Origin of the sequence: Acinetobacter bohemicus ANC 3994 (assembly GCF_000367925.1) — a bacterium.
Classification (GTDB): domain Bacteria; phylum Pseudomonadota; class Gammaproteobacteria; order Pseudomonadales; family Moraxellaceae; genus Acinetobacter; species Acinetobacter bohemicus.
On the sequence record NZ_KB849176.1, the window covers coordinates 154,262 to 175,051 of the forward strand.

The 20,790-nt window shown below is 40.3% G+C and carries 16 protein-coding genes; 7 read left to right on the forward strand and 9 right to left on the reverse strand.

Annotation, left to right across the window (positions count from 1 at the left end):
* Positions 1-11 precede the first annotated feature (11 nt).
* The 5 genes from F994_RS13545 to antA all read right to left on the reverse strand — a co-directional run bounded on the left by F994_RS13545 (position 12) and on the right by antA (position 5,725).
* Positions 12-1,268 carry an OprD family outer membrane porin gene (locus F994_RS13545; RefSeq protein WP_004651109.1) on the reverse strand — a complete coding sequence of 419 codons (1,257 nt, stop codon included), beginning with the start codon at positions 1,266-1,268 and terminating at the stop codon, positions 12-14.
* 477 nt (positions 1,269-1,745) lie between these two features.
* Positions 1,746-2,666, reverse strand: coding sequence for a catechol 1,2-dioxygenase (gene catA / locus F994_RS13550; protein ID WP_004651110.1), 921 nt, complete (start codon positions 2,664-2,666; stop codon positions 1,746-1,748).
* Between the two features lie 106 nt (positions 2,667-2,772).
* Positions 2,773-3,804 carry an anthranilate 1,2-dioxygenase electron transfer component AntC gene (gene antC / locus F994_RS13555; protein ID WP_004651111.1) on the reverse strand — a complete coding sequence of 344 codons (1,032 nt, stop codon included), beginning with the start codon at positions 3,802-3,804 and terminating at the stop codon, positions 2,773-2,775.
* Positions 3,805-3,815: 11 nt separating this feature from the next.
* Positions 3,816-4,307 carry an anthranilate 1,2-dioxygenase small subunit gene (gene antB, locus F994_RS13560; protein WP_004651112.1) on the reverse strand — a complete coding sequence of 164 codons (492 nt, stop codon included), beginning with the start codon at positions 4,305-4,307 and terminating at the stop codon, positions 3,816-3,818.
* 2 nt (positions 4,308-4,309) lie between these two features.
* On the reverse strand, positions 4,310-5,725 hold the full coding sequence (gene antA / locus F994_RS13565) for an anthranilate 1,2-dioxygenase large subunit (RefSeq protein WP_004651113.1): 1,416 nt from the start codon (positions 5,723-5,725) through the stop codon (positions 4,310-4,312).
* Positions 5,726-6,184: 459 nt separating this feature from the next.
* Between antA and hutC the strand changes: the two genes are divergently transcribed.
* The 7 genes from hutC to hutG all read left to right on the forward strand — a co-directional run bounded on the left by hutC (position 6,185) and on the right by hutG (position 14,741).
* The gene (gene hutC / locus F994_RS13570) at positions 6,185-6,937 is read left to right on the forward strand and encodes a histidine utilization repressor (RefSeq protein ID WP_004651114.1); all 753 of its coding nucleotides are present in this window, start codon (positions 6,185-6,187) and stop codon (positions 6,935-6,937) included.
* The gene (locus tag F994_RS13575; RefSeq protein ID WP_004651115.1) at positions 6,934-7,515 is read left to right on the forward strand and encodes a HutD/Ves family protein; all 582 of its coding nucleotides are present in this window, start codon (positions 6,934-6,936) and stop codon (positions 7,513-7,515) included. Before hutC ends, F994_RS13575 begins: the two co-directional genes overlap by 4 nt.
* Before the next feature lie 237 nt (positions 7,516-7,752).
* Positions 7,753-9,429 carry a urocanate hydratase gene (gene hutU, locus F994_RS13580; RefSeq protein ID WP_004651117.1) on the forward strand — a complete coding sequence of 559 codons (1,677 nt, stop codon included), beginning with the start codon at positions 7,753-7,755 and terminating at the stop codon, positions 9,427-9,429.
* An 83-nt stretch (positions 9,430-9,512) separates the two neighbouring features.
* Positions 9,513-11,051 (forward strand): histidine ammonia-lyase, encoded by a 1,539-nt coding sequence (hutH, locus tag F994_RS13585; RefSeq protein WP_004651118.1) that lies wholly within the window; start codon positions 9,513-9,515, stop codon positions 11,049-11,051.
* Between the two features lie 64 nt (positions 11,052-11,115).
* On the forward strand, positions 11,116-12,528 hold the full coding sequence (locus F994_RS13590; protein ID WP_004651119.1) for an amino acid permease: 1,413 nt from the start codon (positions 11,116-11,118) through the stop codon (positions 12,526-12,528).
* Between the two features lie 52 nt (positions 12,529-12,580).
* Complete coding sequence (gene hutI / locus F994_RS13595; RefSeq protein WP_004651120.1) at positions 12,581-13,786, forward strand: imidazolonepropionase; 1,206 nt, start codon at positions 12,581-12,583, stop codon at positions 13,784-13,786.
* Between the two features lie 34 nt (positions 13,787-13,820).
* Complete coding sequence (hutG, locus tag F994_RS13600; protein WP_034697345.1) at positions 13,821-14,741, forward strand: formimidoylglutamase; 921 nt, start codon at positions 13,821-13,823, stop codon at positions 14,739-14,741.
* Positions 14,742-15,246: 505 nt separating this feature from the next.
* Here the strand turns inward: hutG and F994_RS13605 are convergent.
* From F994_RS13605 to F994_RS13620, 4 genes are all read right to left on the reverse strand, one after another.
* Complete coding sequence (locus tag F994_RS13605) at positions 15,247-16,473, reverse strand: acetamidase/formamidase family protein (RefSeq protein WP_004651122.1); 1,227 nt, start codon at positions 16,471-16,473, stop codon at positions 15,247-15,249.
* Positions 16,474-17,037: 564 nt separating this feature from the next.
* Positions 17,038-18,783, reverse strand: coding sequence for a tannase/feruloyl esterase family alpha/beta hydrolase (locus F994_RS13610; RefSeq protein WP_004651123.1), 1,746 nt, complete (start codon positions 18,781-18,783; stop codon positions 17,038-17,040).
* 250 nt (positions 18,784-19,033) lie between these two features.
* Positions 19,034-19,414 carry a PaaI family thioesterase gene (locus tag F994_RS13615; RefSeq protein ID WP_004651124.1) on the reverse strand — a complete coding sequence of 127 codons (381 nt, stop codon included), beginning with the start codon at positions 19,412-19,414 and terminating at the stop codon, positions 19,034-19,036.
* 58 nt (positions 19,415-19,472) lie between these two features.
* The gene (locus F994_RS13620; protein WP_004651125.1) at positions 19,473-20,723 is read right to left on the reverse strand and encodes an OprD family porin; all 1,251 of its coding nucleotides are present in this window, start codon (positions 20,721-20,723) and stop codon (positions 19,473-19,475) included.
* Between the last annotated feature and the right edge of the window lie 67 nt (positions 20,724-20,790).

Sequence of the window (20,790 nt, forward strand, 5' to 3'; positions counted from 1 at the left end):
CTTTAAAAATTTTAGAATTTTTTACTGTAATTTACGAAAAAGCGATTTTCAGTAAAATCAGTACCATGCTTAACGTTGTAGTCGATTAGGAGGTATTGCAAAGCAAGCCCTTTAAGATAGGGCTGTTGAAATGCATAGTTGCCAATGAAATTGGCTTCACTTTCTTTATTTTCGCGACCATCAGCGGTCTTGAAATTATGCCCAGACACATATTTAACTGTGGTATTTAGTCCCGGAATATAATCTTTAAAATCATAGTTGTAGATAAAGTGATAAGACTTTTCATCTTGTTTAAAGAAACCTGTCGCATTCCAGTTAATAAAATAAGGTTCTGGTAAAAAACCATCAGGCAAAGGATAGGCGGATTCACCAATAATCTGCTGATAACCCATACCGATACTGTGATTGCTGATTTTTACAGTTTCTAGCAAGCCAATATTTTGCGCATCAATATTTAATTGGTTATTGTCCTCTTGCGCATTAAAATATTTTAATTTTGAATTTAAAGAAAAATCATCGGTTTTCCAGTTATGCTCAACTCCTAAGTAATGTTTGTTATAAAGATTGTCCAGATTGCCAAAATAATATTCCGTTTTTAAATTGGGTAAAATTTGATAGCGCAAATCAATATAATTTAGACCATCAGAATAGGTGGTTACTCCTCTGGCCGTATAAGAGAACTTACGGAAATCTTCTTCATTTCTCGGCGACAATTTAGTGACATGTCCGAGCTCAAGTTGCAATTGATCACTGAGTTGCGAACGTAAATTCCCCCCCAAATAAGAGGTTAGCAATTGGCGGCTGCCATCGACTGTAGTCAAAGGAAGATCTAGCCAAAGTTCCCCTAAGCTCAGCAAAGTATTTTGGTAGCCTAATTTAAGCGTGGCGCCATATTTTAAATAGTCAGCGGCTTGTGATTGAGTTGTGGAATCAAAAGGCAGAATAGCGTCGGGTACATGTTTATCTGAACTGAGACGAACTGCATATTGGGTTGAAGCATTGGCTCCTATTGTAATTGGACTTCCTGCAATGCTAAGCGGAGTGTCTTTCATTTTAGAGGTATAAAACAGTGATGTTGCCTGAGACCAACTGCCGATATCTTTTACGGCCGAAGAGTCAAAATCTCGTTCAATATAGGCATTTTTGAGCGTGAATTTCCATTCTTGCTCTACTGCCTGCGCCTGAACAGATAAGCTAATTCCGCTTAAAATACTCAATAACAAAAATGATTTTTTTGATTCTACTTTTGACCATGTCCGATATGTCATCTCATGCCTTCCTTTGAGAAATTACTTATTTTCTATCTGTAATTCATTAACTTTAGAAACTATTCCATAGTTTTGATTGAACTCTTTTTAGCCGTTTCAAACTATCCAAAAATTCCTGAAAATCATCCATTTTTTCCAAATTGCATGAATAGTCATTCGATCTAAGCGACTGAAATAAAGATTTAAATTTGGATGATTTATTTAAAGATTTTGTTCGGGATTTTGGGTCAAATCGTTAAGTGAGAAAACTATTCGCTTTCGTTAATCAGCAATTTGCTTTAATGAAAATATGCCTAGGCATATCCTTAATTTGTAAAGAATAGAAAAATAAATGAATATAAAAAATATCCATTTTTTGAGTATTCTTTTAGAAAAATAATAATGAGGGGAGAGGAAAGTAAAATTGAGTTTTTTGAGTGGTAATACCCTTGAACCAAGATAAATCAGTAGTTCAAGAGTAGTTTTAGCAAAAGAAGGTTATGCACATAAGCGACGACGTTCAACTTCTGCTGAAGGTGCCGCGACACTGTCTTTGACCAGTACAATATTAAATGTAATGTGTTTAAACGGTTTATTTAAACCATAACGTTCAATTTCGCGTGGATCGGTAACGTCTACTGCTGTTGCGACTAAACCATCACGTGTTGCAAAAGCAAAGTCATCCCATAAATATTGATCACCTTCAATATTAAATTGGGTAGTGAGCTTACGGAAATCAGGGGCAGAGGCAAAGTAATGGACATGCGATGGGCGGTTACCATGACGACCTAACTTGTTCAGCAAGGCTTGAGTCGTACCCTCGGGAGGACAACCATAACCGACCGGCATCGTGGTTAAAGCCGTATATTGTCCATTTTTATCGGCAAAAATTGTACGGCGTAAATTGAATTCAGATTGAGCTTTATCGAAGAAAGAATAGTTTCCTAAGCTGTTTGCATGCCATATTTCGACCTTGGCATTTTCAATCAAGTTACCTTCTGTATCGGTTACTGTACCTTCAATGATGAGCGTATCAATTTGGTCAGACTCAGAGCCATCATCCATTCGGGCAAAACCCACAGACTCAGGTGCGCCTGCTACATACAGAGGGCCTTCAATGGTACGTGGGGTTCCTCCGCTAATGCCTGCTTTAAGATCAGTTTCATCGGCACGCAAATCCAGAAAATGTTCCAGCCCTAATCCTGCTGCTAACAATCCCAGTTCATTGGCTTGACCTGCATCAGTAAAGTACTCTAACCCTTTCCACACTTCAGAAGGCTGAATATCGAGTTCATCAATGGCTTGAAATAAATCAGTGACTAAACGTACAACAATTTCTTGTACTCGTGAATCTACAGGGCCGGTTGCTGTGTCTACATTCATTTGTTTGACTAGGGCACTTATTTGTTCGCGGTTCATACTAGGTTCCTTAAGTATATTGTTTTAGAGTTATTTAAAACTGCGCATATCATGCTGAATGGTTTCAGTACTACAAAATTTAAGCCTTGAATGACAAGGCTGGTTGTTAAAGGCGACTGGTATTGCTTTGCAAGAATTTTTCACTGTAAATACGATAATTTTGCAAGGCCTGATCACCTAACCAGCTTTTCACTGCTTCAATCATTGGGGGCGGACCACACAAATACATATCGAAAGCTTGTTCTGCCAGTTGATCTTTATTTAAATGCTCCTGAATAAAACCTGTTTTACCTGTCCAGTTATCCGAAGCTTGGCTAATAATCGGTTGATAATTAAAATTAGGCATCCGTTCGGTATAGGCATGTAAACGTTGTTGCTCACACAAATCGGCTTCTTGGCTTACGCCATAATACAGATGCACTGCTGGGGCATTAGGTTGTTCAGCGATATTATCCAGCATCCCTAAAAAGGCAGATAATCCCGTACCACCGGCAATAAACACCAAGGGACGCTCGACTTCGCGCAAATAGAAACTACCTAACGGGGCTTCCATAAATATGGTCTGCCCAACTTCACAGCATTCACGCAAGTAATTACTCATTACACCGTTTGGCAGCAGGCGAATTAAGAATTGCAGCTGGTTGGTTGCATTAGGCCGGTTGGCAAAAGAATACGAACGCCAGTCCTCAGAATTTGGAATTTGCAAACGTGCATATTGACCGGGTAAAAAGTGTAAGGGCTGCTTATAACTGCTGGCATCCACATGCAAAATGGCCGTGGTTTCTGAAACCAATTCTACCGCAGTCACGGTGGTGGCAATTTTTAAAGACTCGCCAGCATTACAAATATCTGAATTATGATCGAAATAAAATGCAGCATTGGATTTCACTCGGGTTTGGCAAGCCAATATCTTACGCTCTGCCAAATCACGTTCACTGAGCGCCTCTTCATCGACATATTCCTGTTCGTAAGCGCCACTTTCGCATTGGCCCTGACAGGTTCCACATACCCCTTCACGACAATCCAAAGGCAGGGTAATCCCTTGACGAATGGCTGCATTGAGCAGCAATTCGTCATCATGTACAGAAATGAAAAAGGTTTTACCATCAGCGAAATTGAGCGCGACTGAATGAGTCATACGATTGATCCTTAAACGTGATAAAAGTCTAAGACCGAGTCAATTTTGTCATTCAGTAATACTGTATGTTGACGGCGGATGCGGAAGCTATCTTCATTTTTGCGTAAGGTATAAGTGGCATGACCATAAAAACTACCTTCCAAACCTTGACGGTTATATAGGGTGTGCCATGCTACTTTTGCTTCAATTAAGCCATCATCCAGTTCTTTAACCCGAACATTCTTAATCATGTGTAAAGTGCGTGGTAAGGGGGTGGCAGAGGCCGCCTTACCGGTACGGATACGAAAAATTCGGTCTTCCAATCCGGTACGGTCTTCATAATAAATATAGGACAGGCCCTGATTGGGATCTTGGATATAGTTATGGTCATCGATCCACTGCGGAATATGATATTCACTATCTTCATCATACAGATCCAGATAAGCGTCCCAATCATAAGTGTCACAGAGTTCAGCTTTTTTAATTAAAAACTGGGAAACAGCGAAGTTAAGTTCAGCAGTCATGATTACACCTCTTCCTTGACAGTGTGTTGCTCAAAAGTCACATCTTGCATTTTTAACGCTTTTTTATTTAAGCCATTGAGCATTAAGCGTTGCCATTGACCGTGTTGATTGACATATAAGCCTTCATGGGTAAATTCACGTCCGGTAATGACGGGTTTAATATTTAAATCCTGCGCATTTTGGGTGGTGCCATATTCCCAAGTGTGATGACCGCGTGAAATATCGCTCCAGCGTTCAAGACGTGCTTGAAAACCTTTTTGTTGTTCACGGAACTCTACCAAGTCATCAGGCGTTCCTAAACCAGACACATTAAAGAAGTCTTCAAACTGGCGAATACGGTTACGGCGTGCTTCGGCAGACTCACCTTTAACTCCAATACATTGGCTAATCACTTCTGTTTTGTTCCAAGCTACAGGACGAATAATGCGTAATTGCGAACTGATTTGATCCATAAAGAACAGGCTAGGGTACAAATTCAGGTTTCTTAAACGATGCATGGCCCATTCCGCACGTTTTGCCCCATATTTTTCTAAAAGGTACGGCATAACCGTGCTATAACCCGGACGAACCGTTGGGTTTGGCATATCACTGAATAAAACACTATGACCATTTTTAAAGCTGAACCAGCCATCATCTGTTGCTGAATCGCCAGCACCTAATTTACTGTAATCTAATGTGTCAAGGTCTGCGCCTTTGTCGATATTGACTTGCTGACGATGCTGCACTGTAGACACGTAGTTATAGTGCACCGTACTGACGTGGTAACCGTCTAAACCATTTTCATTTTGGAGTTTCCAGTTACCTGCAAAAGTATAGGCGGACTTACCTTGTAATACTTCAAGTTCACCTGTTGGAGACTGATCAACCATTAAATCAAGGAAGACTTTTGCATCGCCTAAGAAATCCTCTAAAGAATCTGTCGCCTGACTGTCTAAACTAACAAATACGAAACCGCGATAACTGGCAATACGACCTTGTTTAAGACCACGTGTGGTTTTATCGAAGTGTTCGCAATATTCACCTGGCGCTTTGACTTTAATCAAGCGACCATCTGACTTATAGGTCCAAGCGTGGAATGGACAGGTGAAAGTAGCTTGGTTTCCTTTGCTGACACGTGTCAAGGTTGCACCACGGTGCTCACACGCATTGACCATCGCGTGAAGTTCGCCATTACTATCACGGCTGATAATCAGAGGCTGGCGGCCAATTTGAACCGTCACAAAATCGTTATTATTTGGAATTTCACTTTCGTGACAGGCATAAATCCAGACTTTTTCAAAGATCTGTTCCATTTCTAAATCGAACAGTTCAGTTTCGGTAAACATATCTCGAGCAATGCGGTACACACCATCGTGTGGGCGAAAATCAATACAGTTCTTAACGAAGTCTTGCCATTCAGTAATGCTGCGTGAGGTCATTGTTGTATCCTCTAGTCCATTAGGGTATTTCCCTCATTGAAGCGAAATTCATCCTACACAGCTATCCGAATCCTCCAGATCTTTATCCATTTTTTAAGGTACGAAATACTTTTTTAATTTTTTAAAGCTGATGATGCACATAAGTTGATTTCTCAAAGTATTGATCTAGTTGTAAAGAAAGAAGAAGAAAGGTTAGCAGTGTTGGAAGAACATGGTGTTGCACTTCAAATGCTAATCTAAGACTTTAACTTTTAAATGTTTGTGCAACAAAGCAGTGCTTTGTTCTTGCTCATATGGACGATTAAACCGTGCAAAAGCAAAATGATTAAATTGATATAAGCTTAATGATATTGATGAGTATCGAATATTTTTATCATGATTATTTGTATAGGCTTGTATATACAAATAATATCGACTCAAGATACAATGATTTAGAATATTTTGTATGAGTTTTAGCCAATGTCAAGAGCGTCAAAGCACAATGATCTAGACTTATCTCTAGAAGAAGATAGTCCTGTTCCTTTGTATTTGCGCGTGAAACAAATGATTTCACAAAAAATTTATGAAGGAACATGGACTGTAAATAAAAAAATTCCTTCAGAAAGTGAATTGGTCAATTTACTGGGCTGTAGTCGCATGACCGTGAATCGTGCATTACGTGAACTCACCAGTGAAGGTTTATTGGTTCGCATACAGGGTGTCGGGTCCTTTGTGGCCGAAGGACAAGGTCGTACAGCATTATTTCATGTGAATAATATTGCAGAAGAAATTATTGCGAGAAATCATAAACATGATGCTGAAGTATTGGTACTTGAACAAATTCGAGCCAATGCAGAACAAAGTCGTTTAATGCACATTCGAGAAGGGCAACGCTTATTTCACTCGATCATCGTACATTATGAAAATGATGTGCCTGTGCAAATCGAAGACCGTTTAGTTGATCCTGTACTGATTCCAGATTATTTGGCACAAGATTTTAAAACCATCACGCCTAATGCTTATTTAATGTCAAAAGCACCTGTCACTGAAGGTGAGCATGTGGTTACTGCGATTCTCGCTTCGGCACAAGAATGTAAATGGCTAAAAATAAATAAAACAGAACCTTGTTTATTGATTCGTCGCAGAACATGGTCCAATAAACAACTCATTTCGAGTGCAAGGCTCATTTATCCGGGTAGTCGCTATTATTTGGAAGGTAAATTTACCCAATGATTGCGCTTTTAAAAGCCAGCCATTACAAAAAAATGCGATGGAAAAATGGTGAAGGCTATACGCTTGAGATTGCCCGTAGTGTGGGTGAAAGCTTAGATGCGTTTGATTGGCGGATTTCGATGGCCGATGTGAAAACATCAGGTGATTTTTCCAAGTTTAATGGGATGAATCGCTTTTTGACGGTATTGGAAGGTCAAGGTATTTCATTGTGTATAGATCATGCTGTTAAGCATTTAAAGACATTGCAGTCCGTTGAGTTTAGTGGGGACAGTGTGGTCAGCTGTGAATTGCTGGCAGGACACATTCGAGATTTTAATTTGATTTATAATCCGAAAAAGTTTTATGCACAATATCAGTGGATTTTCTCTCCAGAAGTGTCAGAAATACCCATATCATCTGACTTGATCTTTATTTTTAATCAGAGTGTTGGAGCTTTAGTGATCGAAATTGATCAACAGACTTTTCATTTGCAACATCAGGACAGCCTTAAACTCGAAAATGAAAAATCATTGCAAGCAATCATTTTAAATCAGCAATTTTTAAAGCAAGCTTGTCTTATACAACTCACAAAAATCTAAATTTTATTGATTTTACTTAAACGCATACAACCTGAGGTTGTCTGCGTTTTTTTGTTTTTACGAAAAATAAATTTATATATTTTATATGCTTATAAATTTTTTTAAAAATAATTAGAAAAGCATCTTTTCAATATTAAAGATTTGTGTAGTATATGGATGTATATACAAGTTGGTACATTACTATACAGTGAATGCAGTTTAATTTGCTGGCTTAAACTCAAAGGAAGGAGTCCTATTGTGACAACAACGACAACAAAATTTCGTGATGTAGAAATTCGCGCACCTCGTGGTACAAAGCTCAATGCAAAAAGTTGGTTGACTGAAGCTCCACTGCGTATGTTGATGAATAATCTTGATCCTGATGTCGCAGAGAATCCAAAAGAACTTGTGGTTTACGGTGGTATTGGTCGTGCTGCACGTAACTGGGAATGTTATGACAAAATTGTTGAAACGCTTAAAACTTTAGAAAATGATGAAACTTTATTGGTTCAATCTGGTAAGCCAGTGGGTGTTTTCAAAACCCATAAAGATGCGCCACGTGTTCTTATTGCCAATTCAAACTTAGTTCCACATTGGGCAAATTGGAAACATTTTAACGAGCTAGATGCCAAAGGCTTGGCAATGTACGGTCAAATGACCGCAGGTTCTTGGATTTATATTGGTAGCCAAGGCATTGTACAAGGAACTTACGAAACTTTTGTAGAAGCTGGTCGTCAACATTTCAATGGTGATTTAACGGGTCGTTGGGTGTTAACTGCTGGTTTAGGCGGTATGGGTGGCGCTCAACCTTTAGCTGCAACACTTGCAGGTGCATGTTCACTCAATATTGAATGCCAACAAACCAGTATCGATTTCCGTTTACGTACCCGTTATGTCGATGAACAAGCTATTGATTTAGATGATGCTTTAGCGCGTATTGAAAAATATACCAAACAAGGCAAGGCGGTTTCGATCGCACTGCATGGCAATGCCGCTGAAATTTTACCTGAGTTGGTTCGTCGTGGTGTACATCCAGACATGGTGACGGATCAAACCAGTGCACATGATCCACTCAATGGCTATTTACCAATTGGTTGGACATGGGACGAATACCGTACTCGTGCCAAAACTGAGCCAGAAGTAGTTGTAAAAGCGGCTAAACAATCGATGGCAAAGCATGTTCAGGCGATGCTGGATTTCCAAAAAATGGGTGTCCCAACTTTTGACTATGGTAACAATATCCGTCAAATGGCGCAGGAAGAAGGCGTAGAAAACGCATTTGATTTCCCTGGTTTTGTACCTGCCTATATCCGTCCATTATTCTGTCGTGGTATCGGTCCATTCCGTTGGGTTGCACTTTCTGGTGATCCCGAAGATATCTACAAAACAGATGCGAAAGTCAAAGAATTGATTCCAGATGATGAACATTTACATCGCTGGTTAGACATGGCACGTGAACGGATTAGCTTCCAAGGCCTACCTGCACGTATTTGCTGGGTCGGCTTAGGCTTACGTGCAAAATTAGGTCTGGCATTTAACGAAATGGTACGTAGCGGTGAGCTTTCAGCGCCAATCGTGATTGGTCGTGATCATTTAGACTCAGGTTCAGTGGCAAGTCCAAACCGTGAAACAGAAGCAATGCAAGATGGCTCAGATGCAGTTTCTGACTGGCCATTACTCAATGCTTTGCTTAATACAGCAGGTGGTGCGACTTGGGTGTCATTACATCATGGTGGTGGCGTAGGGATGGGCTTCTCTCAACATTCAGGTGTAGTGATCGTGTGTGATGGTACAGATGAAGCTGCCGCACGTATTGCACGTGTACTGACCAATGACCCTGCAACAGGGGTAATGCGTCATGCCGATGCAGGTTATGACATCGCGATTGACTGTGCTAAAGAGCAAGGCTTGAACTTGCCGATGATCACGCAATAAACAGACAAGGACATTACGATGCTTTTTGCAATTGTGTAAGCAGCATCGTAAGAGAACAATATAGCGCAAAACAGGACGTCAAAATGGAACTTTTAATTCAACCAGGCAAGCTCACACTCGCAGATCTTCGCCAAGCATATTTAAATCCAATCAAAGTTAAACTGGATGACAGTGCTTATGCTGGCATCAATGCAAGTGTTGCATGTGTCGAAAAAATTGTGAATGAAGGGCGTACAGCTTACGGTATCAATACTGGTTTTGGCTTACTCGCTTCAACTAAAATTGCCCCTGAAGATTTAGAACAGCTACAACGCTCATTGGTACTTTCTCATGCTGCTGGTGTGGGCGTACCTTTAGATGATGCGATGGTTCGCTTAATTATGTTGTTAAAAGCCAATAGTTTGGCACGTGGTTTTTCTGGTATCCGTCTTAAAGTGATTAATGCAATCATTGCCTTGATCAATGCAGAAGTCTATCCGCATATTCCATTAAAAGGTTCAGTGGGTGCTTCAGGCGACTTAGCACCACTTGCACATATGTCTTTGGTTTTATTGGGTGAAAGTAAAGCACGCTACAAAGGTGAGTGGCTACCTGCTGTTGAAGCATTAAAAATCGCAGGCTTAGAGCCAATTTCTTTAGCGGCGAAAGAAGGTTTGGCGCTTTTAAATGGTACACAGGTTTCAACAGCCTATGCATTACGTGGTCTATTTGAAGCAGAAGATTTATTTGCTGCGGCAACCGTGTGTGGTGGGTTAAGCGTTGAAGCTATGCTCGGTTCACGCGCACCATTTGATGCACGTGTCCATGAAGTTCGTGGTCAGCGTGGTCAAATTGATGTTGCCGCTGCATATCGTGACTTATTGACTGAATCAAGTGAAATCGCACATTCACATGAGGATTGTAGCAAGGTTCAAGACCCGTACTCATTGCGTTGCCAACCTCAAGTCATGGGTGCTTGTTTAACGCAAATTCGTCAAGCGGCAGACGTTCTAGAAATTGAATCAAACGCAGTTTCAGATAACCCATTGGTCTTTGCTGCCGAAGGTGACGTCATCTCTGGCGGTAACTTCCATGCTGAGCCTGTAGCAATGGCAGCGGATAATTTGGCATTGGCGATTGCTGAAATTGGTTCACTGTCTGAACGCCGTATTTCGATGATGATGGACCGTCATATGTCCCAGTTGCCACCATTCTTGGTTGCCAATGGTGGTATTAACTCAGGCTTTATGATTGCTCAAGTCACGGCTGCTGCCTTAGCCAGTGACAATAAAGCACTTGCACATCCTGCCAGTGTTGATAGTTTACCGACCTCTGCCAATCAGGAAGACCATGTTTCTATGGCACCGAATGCAGGAAAACGCTTGTGGTATATGGCTGACAACGTCCGCGGCATTCTTGCAGTTGAGTGGTTAGGTGCATGTCAGGGTCTTGATTTCCGTGAAGGTTTGAAGAGTTCTCCAAAACTTGAGCGTGCACGTAAAATGCTACGTGATCAAGTGCCTTATTACAGTGAAGATCGTTTCTTTGCACCCGATATTGAGCAAGCAAGTGAATTGCTCGCGAGTGGTTGCTTGAACGAATTACTGATTCCAAAGCTATTACCGAGCTTGTCTAACGTGTGATCAATAAAACGGTCACATGGAGTGACCGAATCTAACTAAATTTCCTCAAGGATTGGAGATTATAATGTCACAACACTCCACATTACAGCGGGGGTTAAACACCCGTCATATCCGCTTTTTGGCATTAGGTTCAGCCATAGGAACAGGACTTTTTTATGGTTCTGCAACGGCAATTAAAATGGCAGGTCCGTCTGTTTTAATTGCTTATATGGTTGCAGGGATTGCAATTTATATTGTGATGCGAGCATTAGGGGAAATGGCTGTTCATAACCCCGTATCTGGTTCTTTTAGTGAATACGCTTCGAATTATCTTGGCCCTTTAGCTGGTTTTACCACAGGTTGGACCTACGTCTTTGAAATGATCATTGTCGCCTTGGCTGACGTGACCGCTTTCGGTATCTATATGGGGTTCTGGTATCCCGATGTGCCCCGATGGATCTGGATTTTATCGCTGATTATGTTCTTAGGGGCAATTAACCTGATCCACGTTAAAGTCTTTGGTGAAGTCGAGTTCTGGCTATCTATCATCAAGGTCAGCGCTATTGTTGCCATGATTTTGGGTGGTTTTGGTCTGATGTTCTATGGCTTCAATGCAGATCACACTGGTTTTGTACCTGGTATTCAAAACCTATGGATTCATGAAGGTTTTATGCCGAATGGGATTATGGGTTTAGTTGCCTGTTTATCTGTGGTGGTGTTTGCATTCGGTGGCATCGAAATCATTGGGATCACGGCGGGTGAATCACAAGATCCAAAAACGTCGATTCCGCGTGCGATTAATGCGGTTCCTGTACGGATCTTACTTTTTTATATTCTGACAATTTTTGTATTGATGTCGATTTTCCCATGGAATCAAATTGGTAGCCAAGGCAGTCCCTTTGTACAAATTTTTGAAAATCTAGGGATTAAATCTGCTGCAACTGTTTTAAATATTGTGGTGATTACGGCTGCGATTTCCGCGATCAATAGTGATGTCTTTGGTGCAGGACGTATGCTGTATGGTATGTCCAAGCATAAACAAGCACCTCAAGTTTTCCAAAAGCTCTCTAAAAATGGTGTGCCTTGGATGACTGTCTTAGTAATGGCAGGTGTGTTACTTGTCGGCGTCGTGCTTAACTATCTGATTCCTGAAAATGTATTTCTTATCATCGCTTCAATTGCAACATTTGCAACGGTTTGGGTGTGGTTGATGATCTTACTTTCTCAAGTGGGTATGCGCCGTAAACTGTCTAAATCAGAAATTAAAGCACTCGATTTCCCTGTGATTGGCTGGCCTTATGCACCTGCATTCGCCATTGTATTTATGCTGTTTATTTTAGCCATGATGGGATATTTCCCAGACTCACGACCTGCACTTTATGTCGGTATAACATGGTTAGTTTTACTTTGGATTGCTTACACGATATGGGTCAAGCCTAAGCAAAACTCAGTAAAAGAAAAACAAGATCTTCAACAAAACATCGAAATGGAAAGCTGATACTGAAGCTGCCCAAGCGTGATTCAAGCATGGGCAGCACGAGGAAATGTCAATGAAAAAACTTTGGACAAACTGTCATATTGCCACCATGCAAGATGGGCAATATTCCAGTATTGAACAGGCTGCAATCGTTACTTTCGCACAGCGTATTCACTGGATTGGCGCAGAAAAAGATGTTCCTGTAGATGACTATGCTGAGACCATTGACCTCAATGGCGCATGGGTGACTCCCGGTTTGATTGATTGTCATACCCATAGTGTATTTGGCGGAAATCGGAGTGTTGAGTTTGAAAAACGCTTACAAGGTGTCAGCTATGCTGAGATCGCGGCAAGTGGCGGTGGGATTGCCAGTACGGTTCGTGCCACGCGTGAAGCCAGTGAAGAACAACTGCTTGCATCGGCCTTAAAACGAATTCGTTGTTTACTTAAAGATGGTGTCACCACCATTGAAATTAAGTCAGGTTATGGTTTGGACTATGTCAATGAACGGAAAATGCTCCGTGTCATTCGGAAAATTGCAGACACATTACCAATGACAGTACGTGCTACTTGCTTGGCTGCGCATGCTTTACCACCTGAGTATCAAGATCAAAGTGATGCTTATATTGAGCATATCTGTACGGAGATGTTACCCAAACTGCATCAAGAAGGTTTAGTCGATGCAGTCGATGCTTTCTGTGAGCACTTGGCATTTTCTCCTGCGCAAGTTGAACGTGTTTTTAAAGCAGCTCAAGCATTAAACCTACCCGTTAAACTACATGCAGAACAATTGTCTGCACAGGGTGGTTCAAGTTTGGCAGCGCGTTACCATGCATTATCCGCAGATCATTTGGAGTTTATGACCGAGGATGATGCCAAAGCCATGGCCACTTCAGGCACAGTTGCGGTGTTATTGCCAGGTGCATTTTATTTCTTGAGAGAAACCAAATATCCGCCATTAGACAGTTTGCATCAACAGGGTGTACGTATCGCATTATCCAGTGATTTAAATCCGGGAACATCTCCAGCTTTATCTTTACGTTTGATGATGAATATGGGCAGTACTTTATTCCGTTTAACGCCTGAACAAACGCTGGCAGCTGTAACAATTCATGCCGCATATGCACTGGGTTTGCAAGACACACACGGTAGTTTAGAGCAGGGTAAAGTTGCTGATTTTATTGCGTGGGATATTGAGCATCCTTCGGAAATTGTCTATTGGTTGGGCGGTGATTTACCGAAGCGAATCATTCAGCATGGCACCGAAATTTCGATCTAGGCTCAAGACTAATTTTTAAAGAGTTGTATTCATGATGAATCATTCATTTAAGTGGCAAGGACGACAAGATGGTGAAGGCGAACAACATTTGCGTATCCATCAGGTGGTCAATACCCGTCAACATGCTGCTTTTGCTTTAATCGGTTTTAGTTCTGATGAAGGTGTGAAGCGCAATAAAGGACGTTTAGGTGCAGCTGATGCACCTGATATGATCCGTGCTCAATTGGCAAATCTACCCGTTCATCAACCTGTCTCAATTGCGGATTTGGGTACGGTAGTTTGTGATCATGGAAAATTAGAACATGCTCAGGCTGAATTGGCAGAGCAGGTTGAACGCAGCTTAAAACAAGGTATGAAACCGATTGTTTTAGGTGGCGGGCATGAAGTTGCATTTGGTAGTTTTTCTGGGTTATTTCAATATATCCAAAACAACGAGCTAAACCGTAAAATTGGGATTATTAATTTTGATGCGCATTTTGATTTACGTGAAGCTGAAGAGGTGACTTCAGGAACGCCTTTTTTAAATGCAGCAAAATTATCAGAACAGCATGATCAGGAATTTAATTATCTCTGTATTGGTGTGGCGAAACATTCAAATACTAAAGTTTTGTTTGAAACAGCGGATCGTTTGAATTGTACTTATATCTACGATCATGAATTACAACTGACCAATCTTGAAAATTTAATTGCGAAAATTAACGGTTTTATTGAAAAGGTTGATGACTTGTACATCACGGTAGATTTGGATGTGTTTAGCGCCAGCATCGCACCCGGTGTCAGTGCACCGGCAGTCAAAGGCATTGATTTATCCGTTTTTGATCCATTATTAGAGGCTATTAAAAAAACTGGAAAAATTAAAGTTTTTGATGTGGCTGAATGCAACCCACGGTTCGATTTGGATAATAGAACTGCCAAATTAGCCGCGTATATCATTTTTAATTACCTATTTGATTGATGATTCAGTTGAACTCATCAAAAGCATATCTATGGTGTTAACTCCTTCTCTTTAATTTCCCCCAAATTAAACTTTTTAAAACAGTATCAAAAATTAATTTGATGAAAGCTTCGGTAAGGCTTAATCCTAAAGGGTTCCTTTTTTAAGCCTGAACATAACTAGCTACAGTGTACATACGCTGTGTACACTCTCATATACATTGCATGTTCGGGTGTACAAAGTGTAATTTTCGGCTTATTTTGCACTAAATAATTTGCAGTATTAAGCAAGTTCGTTGCTTCAGCGCAGCTAGTGATGTGCAAAAGAAAGACCAAAGCAGCGATGAAAATGAAGTGATCGAGATTAGAGCGGATGGGTTGAAATTGTGTATTTTAGTGCCTATAAGCACCTCTAAATAGGCTTTTATCGATATAAATTATAATAAGAGTAATTAATTACCCCCCTTGAAAGCCAGACTATACATTTAGCTTTCAGGGGAGAAATATTCGTTATAATAATTTTATTCTTATTTTTGTTCTTCACTGAACTCTTTGAAGTCTGCTTTACGTATTTTGGCATGGATTCCTTTGGTTCTATCCACGACTTGTGAAACTTCAAAATCTGTAGCAGCACTTAAGTAAGCATAGGCAATTGCCTCATCAATGCCGTATTCCTGATTTAAAAAACGAATTGCTTCACGAGTAGATTTTTTCATTGCCTCATCTAAATCTACATCTAAACCTGGTGTAATCCAAAATTCAGCATTCTCCGCCAAAGGTTGCACAATTTCTTTACCAGGAATCTTATCTTTGCCTGTTTTTAATAAAGTAAATTTAAGTGTTGCACGAGCGGATGCCTCAAGTGCTGTCAAAGCTACTTCACCATCTCCTTGTGCAAAATGACTATCGCCTGTGTAGAACAGAGCACCAGAGACTTGCACAGGATAATAAGCAGTTGATCCAGCGCCTAATTCATTGATATCAATATTACCGCCATACATTGCCGGCGGAACAGAATGTACAGGTTTTGAGGTATTAGCAGCGACCCCCATAATGCCCATAAATGGATAAAGTGGGAAACGAATAGACTTACCTGATTCTGTTTTTAGCACACCCTCATATTCACCGTTCGCATTTTTTTCTATTGGGGTAAATACTGAAACATTGCCATATCGTTCAGGATGGGCAGCAGAGGCATTTTCTTGTTGTGGCTTTTTCGGAAATTCACCAACCAGTGCACCTTTACCATGACGGTTGGAGATGACACCATAAGGAACACGCGGCTCAACCTTAATCACTTCTACTTTTAATATATCACCCGGTTGCGCGCCTTGAATTTCAATAGGTCCAGTCACAATATGCGGACCATCTTTATGAAAATCATGGCTTAGTTTGGATTGAGTGATTTTTTTTGCTTCATCTAAAATGAATTCGGCTTTAACACCTTTTGACTTGAAGAACTTTTCTGCATCGCGTCCTTGATCTTCAAGTAAACCTTCATGTGAAACTGTATCAAAAGTCACAACACTACCAGATGGAACAGAAATGACAGGCTTAGCATCTTTATTTGGCAAGTATCCCCAAGTAATAGTATTTAAAGTCGAAGGTACATAATAATTACCTTTGTATTCACCATCTTTTAACTGAACAGGTTTATTTGATATCTGCTTAAGAACATTAAAACTTTCTGCATAGACCGCTGAAGTACCAAGAGCACTGAGAACAAACAATGAAAGGAGCGTGTGCTTAAACATAGAACATACCTTTAATAATTGAAAAATAAAAATATTGTAAATATGTTTAGAGCAAATTTCATGCCACGGTAAAATTGATTTTATTGGATAATTTAAATGAAAAATGCACTATTTACTTACAATCATCCGATCTAATCAGGTGCATAAAGGCGTAAGTGAGAGCGAAATTTATACAATACCTATTACTTACGTTAACAACCGAATGCTTAAAATCACAATAAAAATTATCTCAAAACCTTAGATGTCGTGACATATCGCACTTTATTGAAATAGGCATCTGTTCAACGTACATCACGTAATTTTTGTTTTATGGGGTATTTATGCAAATTGATACCTATGACCCAGTAAGCATTACAGCAATTTAAGATCTTTAATTTCGTAAAGCTAAATAAAACAAAAACTCTTAAATAAACCTATTCATGGATATATTTTAGTATGACGTTCTTGTGCATTGGTTAGAGTGCTATTCAGACCCATTAGTCATACGATAAATTTTAGGTGCAGGCTTATTCATTAGAAAATTGAATAAGCCTTCAAAGATTAGTTTGTACGACACAGCTGTTATTAGCTACAACTGAAGTTTTCAGCTTTTTCACTATCACCTTGACCCTTATAACGAGCAATAAGTGGATAAGCACATAATGGACGAGTGCGATCCGCTGCCCAATCAGATAGCAATTCAGTATTTATTTTACCGCTTAAGTTGCCTATTCCGCGTGCTGTCGCAATAATGCGCTCAGGTTTTTCCCCATATTCAACCCATCTTACTAAAGCATGAAGTGCATCAAATTGATCTGTGGCTAGGCCAGCAGATGAGTGATTCATTCCAGGGACTCGAAAGAAACGCACAAAGTCAGATGCTTTCGCTGAAGTATTGTTCGCATAACTTTGCATAAGCTGGTCATACCAGTTTTGAGTATCGTCTACAGAAAAAACACCGTCAGCAGCGCCCTGTACAATTAGCATTTTTCCACCGCGGTAAAGCAGCGGGTCTAGGTTTAATTCATTCGGTGGCAGCATGAAGGACATGGCACTTTCTTGGTAAGTATCATTTGTTGCCGATAATTTAGGATAATCTGTATCAAAATTAAAGTTGAATGCAAACTGTCTGGAATTTTGAACAACAGTTAAATCAGGTGGAACCTGAAAAATGATTCCGACGGCAACTGGGTCTCGTGCTGTGCCTATGGATGATTCAAATTTCCAACTTGCCCAATTGCTTCCGAGTAACCCCGGATCATAAGGTTGGGTTGCATATAAGGCTTCACCTTTAGAGTTTACTGGCCCAGTAAAAATATTGGATATTGCTTGAATTTGCGCTGTGCTTAAACAGTTTCCATTTCTTTCTTTTTGGCACACGGGCACATGTTTATAAATGTTGAATGCAGAACGACATGCTTCAATATCCTGAACCATGCCATCAACAATTCCATCTAGATGATCACAACGCGCCAAAATAGAATTGGCCACAGTTTGTCGTTCAGATAAGGTGAATGCTGTACTTAAATCATTTTCATTTGTAGCCACCGTTCGTAACTGTTGCGCTGTGTAAAGTTGGGCTGCTGCTGCACGTGGTAAATGAAATCCTGGGGTGCTGGCTAAAATACCGTCATATTCATTCGGCAGACGAGTGGCTGCAATCATGGCATGTCGTCCACCATTTGAAGTTCCTCCCGCATAGGAGCGGTCAGGTGTTTTTCCATAGGTAGCTTTGATCAAATTTTTTGCCATCGGGGTTAGCTTGGTTATGGCACCATAGCCGTAATCAATTCGAGCCTGTGGGTCTATTCCAAAAGTAGGATTCTGTTGAGCAGAATGTCCTGCATCAGAGGAAATGACAGCAAAGCCTTCATATAAGGCATTTGTTAATGGACCACCGCTACCCACATTACCCACAGCTTGCGCAATATTACCGTCTGTACCTCCATTACCTTGATAAAGAAACCGACCATTCCAGTCCAAGGGTAAGCGCATTTCAAAACCAATTTGATACTGTTGCCCATCTACAGGGCTTATCCGCGAATACATGTGTCCTGTGACTAAGCAATGTGCTCTTATCGGTTTGTTTGCCACACTCAAACTGCCTGCATCTTGTAACGTTGCGGTAGTAATGGTCGTGTGTTCAAATGAGAAAGATTTTAAATCATCACAACTCCCTTTTATTGAGGTTCCAACAGCAGGGGACAGTTGTGGAATCGTTTGTTGTGTTATTGGGGATGTTTCATTATCACTTCCACAACTGGCTAAAAGTAGGCCCATGCCTAATATGCTACTACCCGTGGTAAAAATGGAGCGCAATTTTTTTTGCATACATATTCCTTATGTTGGTTATTTCCGTTTACGCCATCGTTTGTGTCGAATAAAAATTGATGTGGCATAAATTAATGACTAAATCATGCAAGGTGTTTCAAAGGTCTAAATGACTGGCTTGGAATTTGCAGCTTTAAATATTTTGAATGAAGTACTGAATAAAATAAGGGTGCTATTTCCTATGGATTAGGCTGCTGCAATTATTTTGGTTTTTTAAAGTGCTTGAGCATTCGCCAAATGAATACTGTATTTATAGAACCATAAATGCAGCTGAGCTTTTCGCGACCAATTTTTTATTTTGCCAAGCTTCACTTTCAATATTTAAGATTTTATTGCCTTGTTTTATAAAGTATGCTTTTACTTCGATGACCCCAATGTCACATGGTCTAAAGAAATCCATGGTGAGATTAATTGTTGCCGCTGGCTTATGGGATGTATTCATTGTTGCTAAAAGTCCCATTGCATCATCTAACATTGCACAAATCATACCGCCCTCAACCTTACCTCTTGGATTGGTAAAGCTTTCTAAGGCTGTATATTTCACATGAATTTGAGCTAATTTTTCATCCCAACTCAAGTCATGGCCATTTAATAAATGATGAATAGGCGGTAAGTTTTTTGAATTTATCATTATGATTTTCCTTTAAAAATTAACCCTAGTCACAAAGAACTAGGGTTAATAAAAATAGTTATTTAAACTTCCATGTGTAATCAATATTAATTCTTGCTTCATTGACTGGTTTAATGTTGGCTGTAGGTAGCATGTTGTTGTCGTAGATGGCATAACGTGCGCGTAAGCCTAAATTTTTAAGCAAGCCACTTTGAACGGTATAGCCCAGATCGAAATCGAGTTCATCTTCCTTTAAGTTTGTGCCGCCTAAATTCGGTGCATAAACATTATGACCCGTTGTATAACGTGTCATAAAACGCAGACCGGGTATGATGTTTTTAAAGTCATATTCATAGCGAAAGCTATATACTTTTTCTTTTGGATTTAAGAATTCACCCGGCCATGTGTCAATCAGTAAACCCGTTTCACCACCTGACAAATAAGGAAATGCGGTTTCACCCTGATGTTGGAATGTGCCAAAAATAAATTTATGCTGATCATGCTTTAATTCAAAATGTGCATGCAATAAGTCATTATCGACCAATCCAGCTTTGGCTTGGCCTTCATCACGGCTTCGGTAGTAGCGTAATTGCGAGGTCAGCTGGGCGTGTTCATTGATTGCATATTTATGCTGTATTCCAGCCATGGTCTGATTATATAAATCCGCCACATCGAGATAAAATGAAGTCAGTTTAAAGGCTTTATTAAAATCATAATGCCCGCCTAGATAATATAGACCATCTGTTTCGGCAGCTTTAAAACGGCCATTGACCCCTGAAATTTTAATCTTTTCATAATTGGTCGAATCACGATGATTAACCTGATCAATATAAGCAGCCTGTAAGTCAAGATTTTGAATATCTTTAGATTGAAGCGAAACACCTCGATAGGTCTGAGGCAATAAGCGAGCAGGGGAAGCCACTAAAACTGGATTCATTGGCATGAGTGTACCGACTTTTACTTCGGTCTGACTGATCTTGGCTTTCGCTGTTACCCCAATTTCACCATAGCTGCTAGCGGGTTCATTGGTGCGGGTATCACGCGGTAAATTTCCAGTGCCAGCATGTTCGGCATCCGCATCGAGCTTAAATCCTGCCGTTGCTAAAATATCTAAACCAAAACCTACTTTTCCTTCGGTATAGCCAGAATTTGCTTTCAAAATTAATCCCTGCGACCAGTCTTTTGCAGCGGGATAAGCAGATTGTTCTTGATAATCTCGATCAAAATAAAAATTTCGAGTGGTTAATTCTACACTGCTGTTATCCATGAAATGACCGGCAAAGACTTGTGTAGATAAAAGCATTGATGAGGTAAGCCAAATTTTGTACATAGCATTTCTTCCTGAAACGACTTTCTTGTTTTAAAAGTAATACGACCCCCGTATTACCCGAATTTGA

Coding starts and splice junctions, on each gene's coding strand:
- F994_RS13615 (WP_004651124.1), bottom strand. CDS start 19,414: ATGATAAATTCAAAAAACTTACCGCCTATTCATCATTTATTAAATGGC.
- F994_RS13610 (WP_004651123.1), bottom strand. CDS start 18,783: ATGCAAAAAAAATTGCGCTCCATTTTTACCACGGGTAGTAGCATATTA.
- hutI (WP_004651120.1), top strand. CDS start 12,581: ATGAAAAAACTTTGGACAAACTGTCATATTGCCACCATGCAAGATGGG.
- F994_RS13605 (WP_004651122.1), bottom strand. CDS start 16,473: ATGTTTAAGCACACGCTCCTTTCATTGTTTGTTCTCAGTGCTCTTGGT.
- F994_RS13545 (WP_004651109.1), bottom strand. CDS start 1,268: ATGACATATCGGACATGGTCAAAAGTAGAATCAAAAAAATCATTTTTG.
- F994_RS13620 (WP_004651125.1), bottom strand. CDS start 20,723: ATGTACAAAATTTGGCTTACCTCATCAATGCTTTTATCTACACAAGTC.
- antA (WP_004651113.1), bottom strand. CDS start 5,725: ATGACCTCACGCAGCATTACTGAATGGCAAGACTTCGTTAAGAACTGT.
- F994_RS13590 (WP_004651119.1), top strand. CDS start 11,116: ATGTCACAACACTCCACATTACAGCGGGGGTTAAACACCCGTCATATC.
- antB (WP_004651112.1), bottom strand. CDS start 4,307: ATGACTGCTGAACTTAACTTCGCTGTTTCCCAGTTTTTAATTAAAAAA.
- F994_RS13575 (WP_004651115.1), top strand. CDS start 6,934: ATGATTGCGCTTTTAAAAGCCAGCCATTACAAAAAAATGCGATGGAAA.
- hutH (WP_004651118.1), top strand. CDS start 9,513: ATGGAACTTTTAATTCAACCAGGCAAGCTCACACTCGCAGATCTTCGC.
- hutC (WP_004651114.1), top strand. CDS start 6,185: ATGTCAAGAGCGTCAAAGCACAATGATCTAGACTTATCTCTAGAAGAA.
- hutG (WP_034697345.1), top strand. CDS start 13,821: ATGAATCATTCATTTAAGTGGCAAGGACGACAAGATGGTGAAGGCGAA.
- catA (WP_004651110.1), bottom strand. CDS start 2,666: ATGAACCGCGAACAAATAAGTGCCCTAGTCAAACAAATGAATGTAGAC.
- antC (WP_004651111.1), bottom strand. CDS start 3,804: ATGACTCATTCAGTCGCGCTCAATTTCGCTGATGGTAAAACCTTTTTC.